Below are 13,201 nucleotides of genomic sequence, written 5' to 3'. Positions count from 1 at the left end.
CCCCGCGCTTCCCGCGCGGCAAAAAGAAAAAGGCAAGGAGATCGCACCCCCTGCCACTTTTAACGTATATCGCACCGGGGGGCTTGTGGCAAGGCCCGGGTCGTGCCGCAGAATCGGCGGCCGGACCGAGCCCGGCGAAGAATTGGGGTCGCAAATGATCGAGCAGTACGTGGTGGGCCTGCACGAGGTCGACGAGACGCAGGTCGCGGTCGCTGGCGGCAAGGGCGCGCACCTGGGGGCGCTGTCGCGGATCGACGGCATCCGCGTGCCGGCCGGCTTCTGCGTGACGACGGACGCCTTCCGGCGGATCATGGCGGAAGCGCCGTCGGTCGACGATCGGCTCGACCAGATCTCGCGCCTGGACCCGGATGATCGGAAAGCGGTCCGTGCGATCAGCGCGGAGATCCGCCGGAGCATCGAAGGAACCGCTGTTCCGGGCGATCTCGCGGCGGCGATCACCCGCGCTCTTGCCAATTTCGGCGAGCAGGCTGCCTATGCCGTGCGATCCAGCGCGACGGCAGAGGACCTGCCGACGGCTTCTTTCGCGGGCCAGCAGGACACCTACCTGAACGTCGTGGGCCCGGCCGCGATCCTGGCGTACGTCAGCCGGTGCTGGGCCTCGCTGTTCACCGAGCGGGCCGTGACCTACCGCCAGCGCAACGGCATCGACCATCGTGCGGTCCACATGGCCGTGGTCGTGCAGCAGATGGTCCTCCCGGATGCGGCCGGCATCCTGTTCACGGCCGATCCCGTCACGGGCAACCGGAAGGTCGTCTCCGTGGAGGCCAGCTTCGGCCTCGGCGAGGCCCTGGTCTCCGGCCTGGTGAACGCGGACGTGTTCGAGGTGCGCGACGGCGAGGTCGTCGCCAGGACGGTCGCCACCAAGCAGCGGGCCGTCCACGCCCTGCCGACCGGCGGGACGCAGGAAGTGGCGGTCGACCCGCAGCGGCAGGAGCAGCCGGCGCTGACGGATGCGCAGGTCGTACGGCTCGCGCAACTCGGCCGGCGGATCGAAGCGCACTTCGGCCGCCCGCAGGACATCGAATGGTGCCTGGTCGACGATGACTTCCAGATCGTGCAGAGCCGGCCGATCACCACGCTGTTTCCGGTACCCGTGGCCCGCGACCGGGAGAACCACGTCTACCTCTCCGTCGGTCACCAGCAGATGATGACCGACCCGATGAAGCCGCTGGGGCTCTCCATGTGGCAGCTGACGGCCATGGCACCGATGCACGAGGCCGGCGGGCGCCTGTTCGTCGACGCCACCCGGCACCTGGCCTCGCCCGCGAGCCGGGCCGGCTTCCTGGAGATGGTGGGGAGGTCCGATCCGCTGATGAGGGACGCGCTGGAGACCGTCCTCGACCGCCCCGACTTCGTCCCGGCGCTCCCGGCCGGTGGTCCCGGCGGCCTACCGGCTCTGGGCGCACCCGCCACGATCGAGACCGATCCGGCCATCGTCACCGAGCTGATCGAGCGTACCCAGGCGTCCATCGCCGCCCTGCGGCGCGACATCCGGACGAAGACCGGACCGGCGCTGTTCGACTTCCTGCTGGAGGTATTCCAGGAGCACAAGCGGGCCCTCGGTGATCCACTGAGCGTGCAGGCGATCATGGCGGGTATGCAGGCCACCTGGTGGCTCAACGACAAGCTGGGGGAATGGCTGGGCGAGAGGAACGCGGCCGACACCCTCACGCTGTCCGCCCCCGGCAACGTCACGTCGGAGATGGGGCTGGCGCTCCTCGACGTCGCCGACGTGATCCGCCCGTATCCGGAGGTGGTGACGTTCCTCGAGGGCGTCGAGGACGACGGCTTCCTGGACGAGCTGCCGAAGCTCGCGGGCGGGGCGGAAGCCCGCGACGCCATCAGGGCCTACCTCGACCGCTACGGCATGCGCTGCGTCGGCGAGATCGACATCACGCGGCCGCGGTGGAGCGAGCGCCCCACCACGCTCGTGCCCGTGATCCTCGACAACGTCCGGCTCTTCGCACCGGGTGCCGCCAGGCGGCGCTTCGAGCAGGGACGGCAGGAGGCGGAGAAGAAGACGCAGGAGGTGCTCGGACGCCTGCGGGCCCTGCCCGACGGGGAGCGGAAGGCCACCGAGACCAAGCGGATGATCGACCGGGTCCGGACCTTCATCGGTTACCGGGAGTACCCGAAGTACGGCATCGTGAGCCGCTACTTCGTCTACAAGCAGGCCCTGCTGGAGGAAGCCGAGCGCCTCGTGCGGGCCCGCGTGCTGCGCGACAGGGAGGACGTCTTCTTCCTCACGTTCCAGGAGTTCCACGACGTCGTGCGTACGCACCAGGTGGACGACCGGCTCATCCGCCAGCGCAGGGACGCGTTCCGGTCGTACCAGGCGCTCACGCCGCCCCGGCTGCTCACGTCGGACGGCGAGGCGGTCGCCGGGTCGTACCGCCGCGACGACGTGCCGGCCGGTGCGCTGGTCGGCCTACCGGTCTCCGCCGGGACCGTCGAGGGGAGGGCCCGGGTCGTCCTGGACATGGCGGAGGCCGACCTCGAGGCGGGCGACATCCTGGTCACGGCCTACACGGATCCCAGCTGGACGCCCCTGTTCGTCGCCGTCGCGGGCCTGGTGACGGAGGTGGGTGGCCTGATGACCCATGGTGCGGTGATCGCCCGGGAGTACGGCCTGCCGGCCGTCGTGAGCGTGGAGCAGGCCACCCGGCTGATCCGGGACGGGCAGCGGATCCGCGTCCACGGAACCGACGGGTACGTCGAGATCCTGCCGTGACCGACCGCTCACGCGGTCACGGCGGCGAGGAGCACGAGAGCGGAGGTGCCGATCTCGATGATGCCGACGTGCTTCGGGGTCAGCCGGTACCGGGGAAGGGCGGCGGCGCGGGCGAGGAGGACGGCGAACACCACGGCGAGCGTGATGTCGAGGCAGGCCGCCACGGCGAACGCGAGTACGTGGTAGATCACCGAGATGCGGTGGTAGGCCGGATTGTCCCGCTCGCGGATCATCGTCTTGACGTACAGGACCGTGCCGGTGAAAAAGAGGAGAACGGCGACGAAGGCCAGTGCGGCCCGGCTGATTCCGGCACCGGCAACCGTGGCGGCGACGAGCACCATGAGGCAGCTCTGCACCACCGAGGCGAGGTCGTTGACCAGGGCCCGCTCCCGCCGTAGCCGGGCGTGGTACGCGTTGACCGCCAGCAGGAACGCGTAGGCGGGTGCGTACGCCAGTACCTCGGGACGCCCCAGGACGACGAGGCCGCCGACGACGGCGGTGATCGGCGCGTACAGCAGCAGTTGCGGCCGGAAGCGGGACGGGCGGCGGGTCTTGACGGCCTGGAGGGCGTAGTAGGAGAGCAGGTAGCCGGCAAGCCAGGCGACGAGCAGTGGGAGGTGCAGCCACCGGAACCCGGCGACGAGGACGCCGGCGAGCCAGGGGACGAGCAGCATGGCCCAGGCGCCGTGCTGCGGTGGGATGTACTGCCGTGCCGTCCGGCGACGCGCCGGACCGGACCCACCGTCGCGCACCCGCCGAAGCGGCGGACCGGCGGCCCCGGTGCCCCGCACGGGCAGCGGCCCCGGGACCGGTGCCGTCGCCGGGCGGCTCACGACCGCCGCCCGGCAGCCGGTGCCGACATCCGGACGACGCAGGCCGCCGGCGCGCCGAAGGGCTCCAGCACCACGGATTCGCCCGACACGTCGTGGCGTTCGAGCACTCCCCGGACGACCCCGAGGTGCAGTCCGCACATGGCGTCGGGATTGCGGCCCACCAGCTCCAGGAACGGGCAGGTGTACAGGTGCACGCGGGCGGTTTCCCCGTCGTCGGGCGGCTGACGGCGTGGGCTGAAACCGAGTCCGTCCAGCACGGTGATCACCGAGTCGACCGGGTCCTCGCGGTCGGGGCCCGTCGCGGCCAGACGCCGGCCCCACCCCTGACCCACCTGTGCTGCGGATTCGCGGACATCGCCACCGCCGCCGGACAGGTGATCGAGCAGTGCGGCCGCCAGCGCCCGGTACGGCGCCGGAGCCGGATCCGCGTCCACGGCCCGGTACCGCCACGCCGGACGGCCCGGTTGCCCGCCGCTGGCCCGCGCCTTCACCAGCAGTCCCGCCTCGGCCAGCCGGTCCAGGTGCGCACGGGTCGTGGACAGGTGCTGCCCGGTACGAGCCGCCACCTCGGCAGCCGTGATGCCGCCCTCCGCCGCCCGCACGAGCCGCAGGATCGTCACCCGGCTGTGCGAACCCAGCGCTCGGTGGCGCGGCGTGTCGATTGTCTCCCCGGAGGGGCCTACCCGTGGCGTTTCCATGGCACCTAACGTTATAACGGCTTACAGCATCAAAACCCGGGAGGGTCCCATGTGTGAGTACTGCGGCTGCCAGTCCGTCACGGCGATCGACGAACTCACCCGCGAACACGACATGGTCGTCAACATGATCGGGGACGTGCGTGGCGCCCACGCCGCCGGTGACGTCTCCCGGATGGCGGAACTCGCGCGCCGCATCGCCGCCGTGCTGAGCCCGCACACCGAGGTCGAGGAGCAGGGTCTCTTCCCGTTGCTGGCGGACGAGTTCCCCGACCACGTCGTCGCGTTGGAAGCCGAACACCGCCGCATCGAGTCGGTGCTGGCTGCCGCGAGCACGGGGACACCCACCGACCCGGGCTGGCCGCGCCAGCTCATGGAGACCCTCGACGTGCTCCGCGACCACATCCTCAAGGAGCAGGACGGCGTCTTCCCGGCCGCGCTGACCACCCTCGGCGCTGCCGACTGGGACAGCGTGGACGCCGTCCGGGCCCGAGCGGGCAGCCTGCTCCCCGCTGACCCGGCGAGCACGGCCCCGCGATAGCGACGCCGACGCCACGACGTGCGAAATCGTCGGGCGTCCGGCCCGGAGGGCCTGACGGATCGGGACCTTTGGCCCCGGCGGACCCGACAGGATCGTAGTGGGGTGTCCAGAGGACGTGTCCGAGTTGCGGGGATGTGCTGCGCGTACCAGCGTGGTCGTCAAGGTCACGAGCGAGGGAACGAGGACAGATGGCGGGCGCGACCGAGGGAGCGGGACGGGCGTTACTGGCGGCCGGCGGGTTGGTGCGACGCGCGGAGGTGTCCACCGACGGGCGGACGTTGCACCAGATCGGCGGCCGGGAGGCGGATTCCTTCTACCGCGATCGGTGGTCGTACGACAAGGTCGTGCGCTCCACGCACGGGGTGAACTGCACGGGGTCGTGCTCCTGGAAGGTGTACGTCAAGGACGGCATCATCACCTGGGAGCAGCAGCAGACCGACTACCCCAGCGTCGGCGCCGACCGGCCGGAGTACGAGCCGCGTGGGTGCCCGCGCGGTGCGGCGTTCTCCTGGTACACGTACTCGCCGACCCGGGTGCGGTACCCGTACGCCCGGGGCGTGCTGATCGAGATGTACCGGGAGGCGAAGGCCCGCCTCGGCGGTGACCCCGTCGCCGCGTGGGCCGACATCCAGGACGACCCGGTACGCCGCCGCCGGTACCAGCAGGCCCGCGGTAAGGGCGGCCTGGTCCGGGTGACCTGGGACGAGGCGCAGGAGATCGTCGCCGCGGCCCACGTGCACACGATCGGGCGGCACGGGCCGGACCGGGTGGCGGGATTCTCGCCGATCCCCGCGATGTCGATGGTGTCGCACGCCGTCGGTGCCCGCTTCCTGTCGTTGATCGGCGGGTCGATGCTGTCCTTCTACGACTGGTACGCCGACCTGCCCGTGGCGTCGCCGCAGATGTTCGGCGACCAGACCGACGTGCCCGAGTCGGGAGACTGGTGGGACGCGTCGTACCTGGTGATGTGGGGTTCCAACGTCCCGGTGACCCGGACCCCGGACGCACACTGGATGGCCGAGGCCCGCTATCGCGGCCAGAAGGTCGTGGTGGTGTCCCCCGACTACGCCGACAACGTGAAGTTCGCCGACGAGTGGCTGCCGGCCCAGCCGGGCACGGACGGCGCGCTGGCGATGGCGATGGGCCACGTCGTCCTGAAGGAGTTCTTCGTCGACCGGACCACCCCCCGGTTCGTCGACTACGTCTCGCGTTACACGGACCTGCCCTACCTGATCGCGCTGGAGCCGGTCGAGGGTGGCGGGTTCCGACCGGGCAAGTTCGTCACCGCCGCCGACCTGGGGGAGACCGACGCCGAGGCGGCGTTCCGGCCGGTGATGTGGGACGCCGCCACGGATGCCCCGGCGGTGCCGAACGGGTCGCTGGGGGACCGGTTCCGCGACGCCGGCGTCGGCAGGTGGAACCTCGACCTCGGTGCGATCGAGCCCCGCCTGAGCTGTGCCGGGGGTGACGGGGTCACGGTGGCGTTGCCGCGTTTCGACAACGACACGCCCGAGCTGATGCACCGTGGCGTGCCGACCGCGCGGGTGGCCGGGAAGCTGGTCACGACGGTCTACGACCTGATGCTCGCCCAGTACGGGGTGTCCCGGCCCGGCCTGCCGGGCGAGTGGCCGACCGGCTACGACGACGCCGACGTGCCGTACACGCCGGCGTGGCAGGAACCGATCACCGGCGTACCGGCCGCGGCGGTGGCCCGGATCGGACGGGAGTTCGCCGACAACGCCGAGCGTTCCGGCGGCCGGTCCATGATCCTCATGGGCGCCGGCACGAACCACTGGTTCCACTCCGACGCCACCTACCGGGCCATGCTGGCGCTCACCACGCTGACCGGGTGCCAGGGCGTCAACGGCGGGGGCTGGGCGCACTACGTCGGGCAGGAGAAGTGCCGTCCGGTGACCGGCTGGTCCCATCTGGCCTTCGGCCTGGACTGGATGCGTCCGCCGCGACAGATGATCGGGACGGCGTTCTGGTATCTGCACACCGACCAGTGGCGTTACGACCAGTACGGCGCCGACGTGCTCACCTCACCCCTCGCCAAGGGGGAGTTCGCCGGCCGGCACACCGCCGACCTGCTCGCGAAGTCGGCGCGGCTGGGGTGGATGCCGTCGATGCCGACGTTCGACCGCAACCCCCTGGACGTCGCCGACGAGGCCCTCGCGGCTGCTCCCGACGACCCGGCCGGTCACGTGGCGAAGGAACTGGTCGAAGGCCGTCTCGGGTTCGCCTGCACGGACCCGGACGCGGAACAGAACTGGCCACGGGTGCTGACCGTCTGGCGGGCGAACCTGCTCGGGTCCTCGGCGAAGGGCAACGAGTACTTCCTGCGTCACCTGCTCGGCACCGACGCCTCGCTGCGCGCCGCCGAGGCTCCGCCGGAGAAACGGCCGCAGGACGTCGTCTGGCACGACGAGGCACCCGAGGGCAAGCTGGACCTGCTGCTGTCGCTGGACTTCCGGATGACCTCCACCACGCTGTTCTCCGACATCGTGCTGCCCGCCGCCACCTGGTACGAGAAGCACGACCTGAACACCACGGACATGCATCCGTTCATCCACGCGTTCACCCCGGCGATCAACCCGCCGTGGCAGACCCGCACCGACTTCGACGCGTTCCACGGCATCGCCAAGGTCTTCTCCGAGCTCGCCGGGCCCCGCCTGGGTGTGCGCCGGGACCTGGTCGCGGCGCCGCTGCTGCACGACACGCCGGACGCGATGGCCACCCCCGGCGGGGTCGTGCGGGACTGGAAGACGGGCGAGGTGGACGCGGTCCCGGGCCGGACCATGCCGAAGTTCGTCGTGGTCGAGCGGGACTACGGCGCGACCGCCGCGAAGATGGGGTCCCTCGGGCCGCTGCTGGACCGGCTCGGCACCACCACCAAGGCGGTCACGGTCGACGTCAAGCCGGAGATCGAGTTCCTGAAGAAGGTCAACGGCACGGTTCGTGGCGGGGTCGCCGACGGACGACCACGGCTGGATACCGACATCCGCGCCTGCGAGGCCATCCTGGCGCTGGCCGGCACCACCAACGGCCGGGTCGCCACCGAGGGCTTCCACTTCCTGGAACGACGTACCGGTCAGAAGCTGGCGGACATGTCCGCCGAGCACGAGGGCAAGCAGATCCGCTTCGCCGACTGCCAGTCCCGGCCCGTCCCGGTGATCACCAGCCCGGAGTGGTCCGGCAGCGAGCACGGCGGACGCCGGTACTCGCCGTTCACCATCAACACCGAACGGCTCAAGCCCTGGCACACGCTCACCGGACGGCAGCACTTCTACCTCGACCACGACTGGATGCAGGAACTCGGCGAGGAGATGCCGGTGTTCCGGCCGCCGCTGGACATGCACAAGCTGTTCGGTGAACCCCGGCTGGGACGCAACGGCGAGCTGGAACTCACCGTGCGCTACCTGACGCCGCACTCGAAGTGGTCCATCCACTCCGAGTACCAGGACAACCTCATCATGCTGACCCTGTCCCGGGGTGGCCCGACGATGTGGATGAGCGAGATCGACGCCGCCAAGATCGGCGTACGGGACAACGAGTGGATCGAGGCGGTCAACCGTAACGGCGTCGTGGTCTGCCGGGCGGTGGTGACCCACAAGATGCCCGAGGGCACGGTCTACATGTACCACGCCCAGGAACGGGTGATCGACGTGCCGAAGGCGGAGACCAACGGCCGCCGGGGTGGCATCCACAACTCGCTGACCCGGCTGCTGATCAAGCCCAGCCACATCATCGGCGGTTACGCACAGCTGTCGTTCGCCTTCAACTACCTCGGTCCGACCGGCAACCAGCGCGACGAGGTCACCGTGATCCGCCGCCGTTCGCAGGAGGTGCAGTACTGATGCGCGTCATGGCCCAGATGTCGATGGTGATGAACCTCGACAAGTGCATCGGCTGCCACACCTGCTCGGTCACCTGCAAACAGGCGTGGACCAACCGCTCCGGCGTCGAGTACGTCTGGTTCAACAACGTCGAGTCCCGACCGGGGCAGGGGTATCCGCGCACCTACCAGAACCAGGACAGGTGGCAGGGCGGCTGGACGCGCACCCGTACCGGGCGGCTCAAGCCCCGGGCCGGTGGGCGGCTCAAGAAGCTGTTCAGCATCTTCGCCAACCCGAAGATGCCCGCCATGCAGGACTACTACGAACCCTGGACCTACGACTACGAACACCTGCTCACGGCTCCGGCGGGTGGCACCGACACGCCGGTGGCGCGGCCGAAGTCGCTGCTGACCGGCGAGGACACCAAGGTGACGTGGTCGGCCAACTGGGACGACTCCCTGGCCGGTGGTAACGAGATCGCCGCCGGTGACCCGGTGTTGCAGCAGTTGTCGGACCAGGTGCGTCAGGAGTACGAGAAGGCGTTCCTGTTCTTCCTGCCGCGCATCTGCGAGCACTGCCTCAACCCGTCCTGCGCCGCGTCCTGCCCGTCCGGCGCGATCTACAAGCGGGCCGAGGACGGCATCGTGCTGGTCGACCAAGACCGCTGCCGTGGCTGGCGGATGTGCGTGACCGGCTGCCCGTACAAGAAGGTCTACTTCAACCATCGCACCGGCAAGGCCGAGAAGTGCACCTTCTGCTTCCCGCGCATCGAGATCGGGCAGCCCACCATCTGCTCGGAGACCTGCGTCGGCCGGCTGCGCTACCTCGGCCTCATGCTGTACGACGCCGACGCCGTCGGGAAGGCCGCCGCCGTCAAGGACGAACACGCTCTGTACGAGGCGCAGAAGTCGGTGTTCCTCGACCCGAACGACCCGGAGGTGATCGCCGCGGCCCGGGCGGCGGACATCCCGGAGGACTGGATCGCCGCGGCGCAACGGTCCCCGATCTGGGATCTGATCATGAAGTACGAGGTGGCGCTGCCGCTGCACCCGGAGTACCGCACCATGCCGATGGTCTGGTACATCCCGCCGCTGTCACCGGTCGTCGACATCCTGCGCGACACCGGCCACGACGGCGAGGACCTGGACAACCTGTTCGGCGCCGTCGACGCCCTGCGCATCCCGGTCGACTACCTCGCCGGGCTGTTCACCGCCGGCGACCCCGCGCCGGTGACCGCCGTGCTGCAACGCCTCGCCGCGATGCGCGCCTACCAGCGCCGGATCAACCTCGGCGAGTCGCGCGACGAGTCGATCGCCGCCGCGGTCGGCATGACCGGCGAGGAGATGGACGACATGTACCGGCTGCTCGCCATCGCCAAGTACGAGGAGCGCTACGTCATACCCGCAGCGCACGCCGAGGATGCCCACCGTCTCGAGCAGCTCGGCACGGAGTGCAGCCTCGACTACGACGGCGGGCCCGGCATGGGCGGCGGCGGTCCGTACGGCCAGGGGCCGTTCGGCGAGTCCTCCGGCACCCCCGCGCCGATCCAGGTGGAGACGTTCCACATGCTGCGCGATCGGCAGACCGCCGATTCCATGGCCGCGCCCGACGACAAGGAAACCCGGGTCAACCTGCTCAACTGGGACGGCAAGGGTCGCCCCGCAGGGCTGTTCCCGCCCAAGAAGGACGGAGGTGAACCGTGAGCGCGAGCGAAGCCACCCGGTACGGCGGGACAGGTGACGAGGGCGAGCCGACGTGGCGGGCGGTCGCCGCCCGCGCGGCGTCGCTGTTGCTGCGTTACCCGGACCGTGACGTTCTCGACGTGCTGCCGACGCTGGTCGCCGCCCTCGACGCCCTGCCCGTCGCGGTGGCCGAACCGCTGCGGTCGCTCGCCGCGTACCGTGCCGACACCGATCCCGGCCGGCTGGTCACCGAGTACGTGGAGCTGTTCGACTTCCGCCGCCGTTGCTGCCTGCACCTGACGTACTACACGGCCGGTGACACCCGTAAGCGCGGTGAGGCGCTGGTGCTGTTCGCCGCCGCGTACAAGGCGGCCGGGCTGGAGGTCGTCGACGGTGAACTGCCGGACTACCTGCCGGCCGTGCTGGACCTGGCTGCGGTCGACGACGACGGGTGGCGACTGCTGCGGGAGAACCGCGTCGGTCTCGACCTGCTGACCAAGGCCCTCGACGCCGAGAAGTCCCCCTACCGGCACGCCATCGAGGCCGTCCGGGCGATGCTGCCCCCCGCCCAGCCGGGGGACATCGCCGCTGCGATCCGCCTCGCCCAGACCGGCCCGCCGGTCGAACAGGTCGGTCTGGAGCCGTTCGGGCTCGTCGACACCACCGGAGGACGCCGATGAACACCCTGCTGTGGGTTGTCTACCCCTATCTGGCCATCGCTGTCCTGGTCGGTGGGCTGATCTGGCGGTACCGCTACGACAAGTTCGGTTGGACCACCCGGTCCTCGCAGCTCCACGAATCGGCGGTGCTGCGCTGGGGCAGCCCGATGTTCCACTTCGGCGTGCTCATGGTCCTCGTCGGCCACGTCGGCGGGCTGCTCGTCCCCAAGGCGTGGACCGAGGCGGTCGGGATCACCGAGCACGCCTACCACCTGATGGCCGTGTTCATCGGCACCGTCGCCGGGTTCTGCACGCTGATCGGCATGGCCATCCTCATCGCCCGGCGGCGGCTCACCGGGCCGGTGTTCGCCGCCACCACCAAGAACGACAAGGCCATGTACGTGGTGCTCGCCGGGGTGATCGTGCTCGGCCTGTGGGCGACGGTGCGAGCCAACGTCGCCGGGGACGGCTACGACTACCGCGAGACCATCTCGCCCTGGTTCCGCTCGCTGTTCTACCTCAGCCCCGACCCGGAGATCATGGCCGGCGTCCCGGTCGGTTTCCAGATCCACATCATCGCCGCGTTCGCCCTCTTCGCGTTCTGGCCCTTCACCCGGCTGGTCCACGCGTTCAGCGCGCCCGTCGGTTATCTGACCCGCCCGTACGTCGTCTACCGCAGCCGCGACACCCGCCCGGGCCTGCGCCCGACGCGTCCGGGTTGGGAAGGTCCGCCCCGCGCGCCGACCGCTCGTTCCAAGGCCGGCCGCACCCGACGCTGAACCCGCCATGCCGGCGACGCCGGCTCGACTCCCGAGGTCCGAGATGACAACAACCGGTACGGCCGGGCCGGCGACCAGCACGGTCGGCCCGTCCGCCACGGCACGCCGCGGTGCCACGCTGAACCTTGCCCTGGCCACCGCCGGATTCATGGTCAACTTCTGGGCGTGGGCGCTGCTCGGCCCGCTCGGTCCCGGCGTCAAGGAACGCCTCGGCCTCAGTTTCGCCGCCCAGTCCCTGCTCGTCGCCGTGCCGGTGGTGGTGGGCTCGATCGGCCGCATCCCGGTCGGCGCCCTCACCGACCGGTACGGCGCCCGGATCATGTTCCCGGTGGTCAGCCTCGCCACCATCGTGCCGGTGCTGACGTTGACCGTCGTGTCGTCGTACCCGGCACTGATCATCACCGGGTTCTTCCTCGGCCTCGGCGGCACCACCTTCGCCGTCGGCGTGCCGCTGGTGTCGGGCTGGTATCCACCGGCGCGGAAGGGTTTCGCCCTCGGTGTCTTCGGCATCGGTATGGGCGGAACCGCCATCTCCAACTTCACCACGGTCAGACTCGCCGACGCCTACGGCACGAACACCCCGTTCCTGCTCGTGGCCGCGATCCTCGCCGCCTACGCCGTCGTGGCGTTCCTGTTCATCCGCGACGCGCCCGGCCGGCAGCGGCCGGCAGGCTCGGCGTGGGCACGCACCGCCGAGGTCAGCCGCCTCGCCGTGACGTGGCAGCTGTGCTTCCTGTACGCGGTCGGCTTCGGTGGCTTCGTGGCGTTCAGCGTCTACCTGCCCGCCTACCTGCGGGAGGCCTACGACCTGACCGCCAGCGACGCCGCGCTCCGTACTGCCGGGTTCGTGGTCCTCGCCGTCCTCGCCCGACCCACCGGCGGATGGCTGGCCGACCGGTTCCACCCGGTGTCCGTGCTCGTCTGGTGCTTCGTCGGCACCGCCGTGTTCGCGGTCGTCCAGGCGTTCCAGCCACCGCTGATGCCCGTCGCCACCATCGCCTTCCTCGGCATGGCCGCTCTGCTCGGCGCTGCCAGCGGCGCCGTGTTCGCCCTCGTCGGCAGGGTCGCCCCCGCCGACAAGGTCGGCACCGTCACCGGCGTCGTCGGCGCCGCTGGCGGCCTCGGCGGGTTCGTCCCCCCGCTGATCATGGGCTGGGTGTACGGCGTCGAGGGCTCGTACGCCATCGGGCTGATGCTGCTGTCCGACGTCGCGCTGGCCGCCGCCGTCTACACCGCCGTCAAGATGCGCGGGCTCACCGCTGCCGGCGCTTCCGCCCCTGCGGCGGCGGCCCCGGCCGCCACCGTCCCGCACGCCGTACCAGACAGGAGTGTCATGCAGAAGGTCTCCCTGACCGAACTGGTCGAACAGCACCTCACCGCCGCACGTGACGCGTCCAGCGGTCGCAGCGCCCACACCGTGCACG

At 70.5% G+C, this 13,201-nt stretch carries 8 protein-coding genes and 1 pseudogene; 7 read left to right on the top strand and 2 right to left on the bottom strand.

The genetic code is table 11. The features are described 5' to 3' along the window. Positions 1–154 precede the first annotated feature (154 nt). Positions 155–2,752, top strand: a complete 2,598-nt coding sequence (gene rph, locus IGA62_RS11700; RefSeq protein ID WP_145821640.1) for a rifamycin-inactivating phosphotransferase — start codon at positions 155–157, stop codon at positions 2,750–2,752. Positions 2,753–2,760: 8 nt separating this feature from the next. On the opposite strand, the gene IGA62_RS11695 is transcribed toward rph, so the two are convergent. After that, the gene (locus tag IGA62_RS11695) at positions 2,761–3,504 is read right to left on the bottom strand and encodes a YwiC-like family protein (RefSeq protein ID WP_232624965.1); all 744 of its coding nucleotides are present in this window, start codon (positions 3,502–3,504) and stop codon (positions 2,761–2,763) included. A gap of 77 nt (positions 3,505–3,581) precedes the next feature. Next, a complete protein-coding gene (locus IGA62_RS11690) occupies positions 3,582–4,283 on the bottom strand; it encodes a helix-turn-helix transcriptional regulator (RefSeq protein WP_145821641.1) in 702 nt (233 codons plus the stop codon). Between the two features lie 49 nt (positions 4,284–4,332). Between IGA62_RS11690 and IGA62_RS11685 the strand changes: the two genes are divergently transcribed. The 6 genes and pseudogenes from IGA62_RS11685 to IGA62_RS11660 all read left to right on the top strand — a co-directional run. Then, entirely contained in the window at positions 4,333–4,821 is a 489-nt protein-coding gene (locus IGA62_RS11685; protein WP_145821642.1) for a hemerythrin domain-containing protein, read from the top strand. Between the two features lie 188 nt (positions 4,822–5,009). Beyond that, on the top strand, positions 5,010–8,678 hold the full coding sequence (locus IGA62_RS11680; protein WP_145821643.1) for a nitrate reductase subunit alpha: 3,669 nt from the start codon (positions 5,010–5,012) through the stop codon (positions 8,676–8,678). Then, positions 8,678–10,360: a nitrate reductase subunit beta gene (gene narH / locus IGA62_RS11675; protein WP_145821644.1), complete on the top strand. Its 1,683-nt coding sequence runs from the start codon at positions 8,678–8,680 to the stop codon at positions 10,358–10,360. Before IGA62_RS11680 ends, narH begins: the two co-directional genes overlap by 1 nt. Then, a complete protein-coding gene (gene narJ / locus IGA62_RS11670) occupies positions 10,357–11,019 on the top strand; it encodes a nitrate reductase molybdenum cofactor assembly chaperone (RefSeq protein WP_145821645.1) in 663 nt (220 codons plus the stop codon). The genes narH and narJ overlap by 4 nt, the downstream gene beginning before the upstream one ends. Further along, positions 11,016–11,777, top strand: coding sequence for a respiratory nitrate reductase subunit gamma (gene narI / locus IGA62_RS11665; RefSeq protein WP_145821646.1), 762 nt, complete (start codon positions 11,016–11,018; stop codon positions 11,775–11,777). Before narJ ends, narI begins: the two co-directional genes overlap by 4 nt. A gap of 43 nt (positions 11,778–11,820) precedes the next feature. Next, positions 11,821–13,026 (top strand): annotated as a pseudogene (locus IGA62_RS11660) (MFS transporter); the annotation flags it as partial. Positions 13,027–13,201: the final 175 nt, after the last annotated feature.

It is taken from the genome of Micromonospora sagamiensis (genome assembly GCF_014680085.1).
GTDB classification, from domain to species: domain Bacteria; phylum Actinomycetota; class Actinomycetes; order Mycobacteriales; family Micromonosporaceae; genus Micromonospora; species Micromonospora inyonensis.
This window is presented reverse-complemented; position numbering and strand designations above follow the sequence as displayed.

Excerpts from the sequence above, each read along its gene's own strand:
- rph (WP_145821640.1), top strand. The coding sequence starts at position 155 with ATGATCGAGCAGTACGTGGTGGGCCTGCACGAGGTCGACGAGACGCAG.
- narI (WP_145821646.1), top strand. The coding sequence starts at position 11,016 with ATGAACACCCTGCTGTGGGTTGTCTACCCCTATCTGGCCATCGCTGTC.
- IGA62_RS11680 (WP_145821643.1), top strand. The coding sequence starts at position 5,010 with ATGGCGGGCGCGACCGAGGGAGCGGGACGGGCGTTACTGGCGGCCGGC.
- IGA62_RS11690 (WP_145821641.1), bottom strand. The coding sequence starts at position 4,283 with ATGGAAACGCCACGGGTAGGCCCCTCCGGGGAGACAATCGACACGCCG.
- narH (WP_145821644.1), top strand. The coding sequence starts at position 8,678 with ATGCGCGTCATGGCCCAGATGTCGATGGTGATGAACCTCGACAAGTGC.
- IGA62_RS11685 (WP_145821642.1), top strand. The coding sequence starts at position 4,333 with ATGTGTGAGTACTGCGGCTGCCAGTCCGTCACGGCGATCGACGAACTC.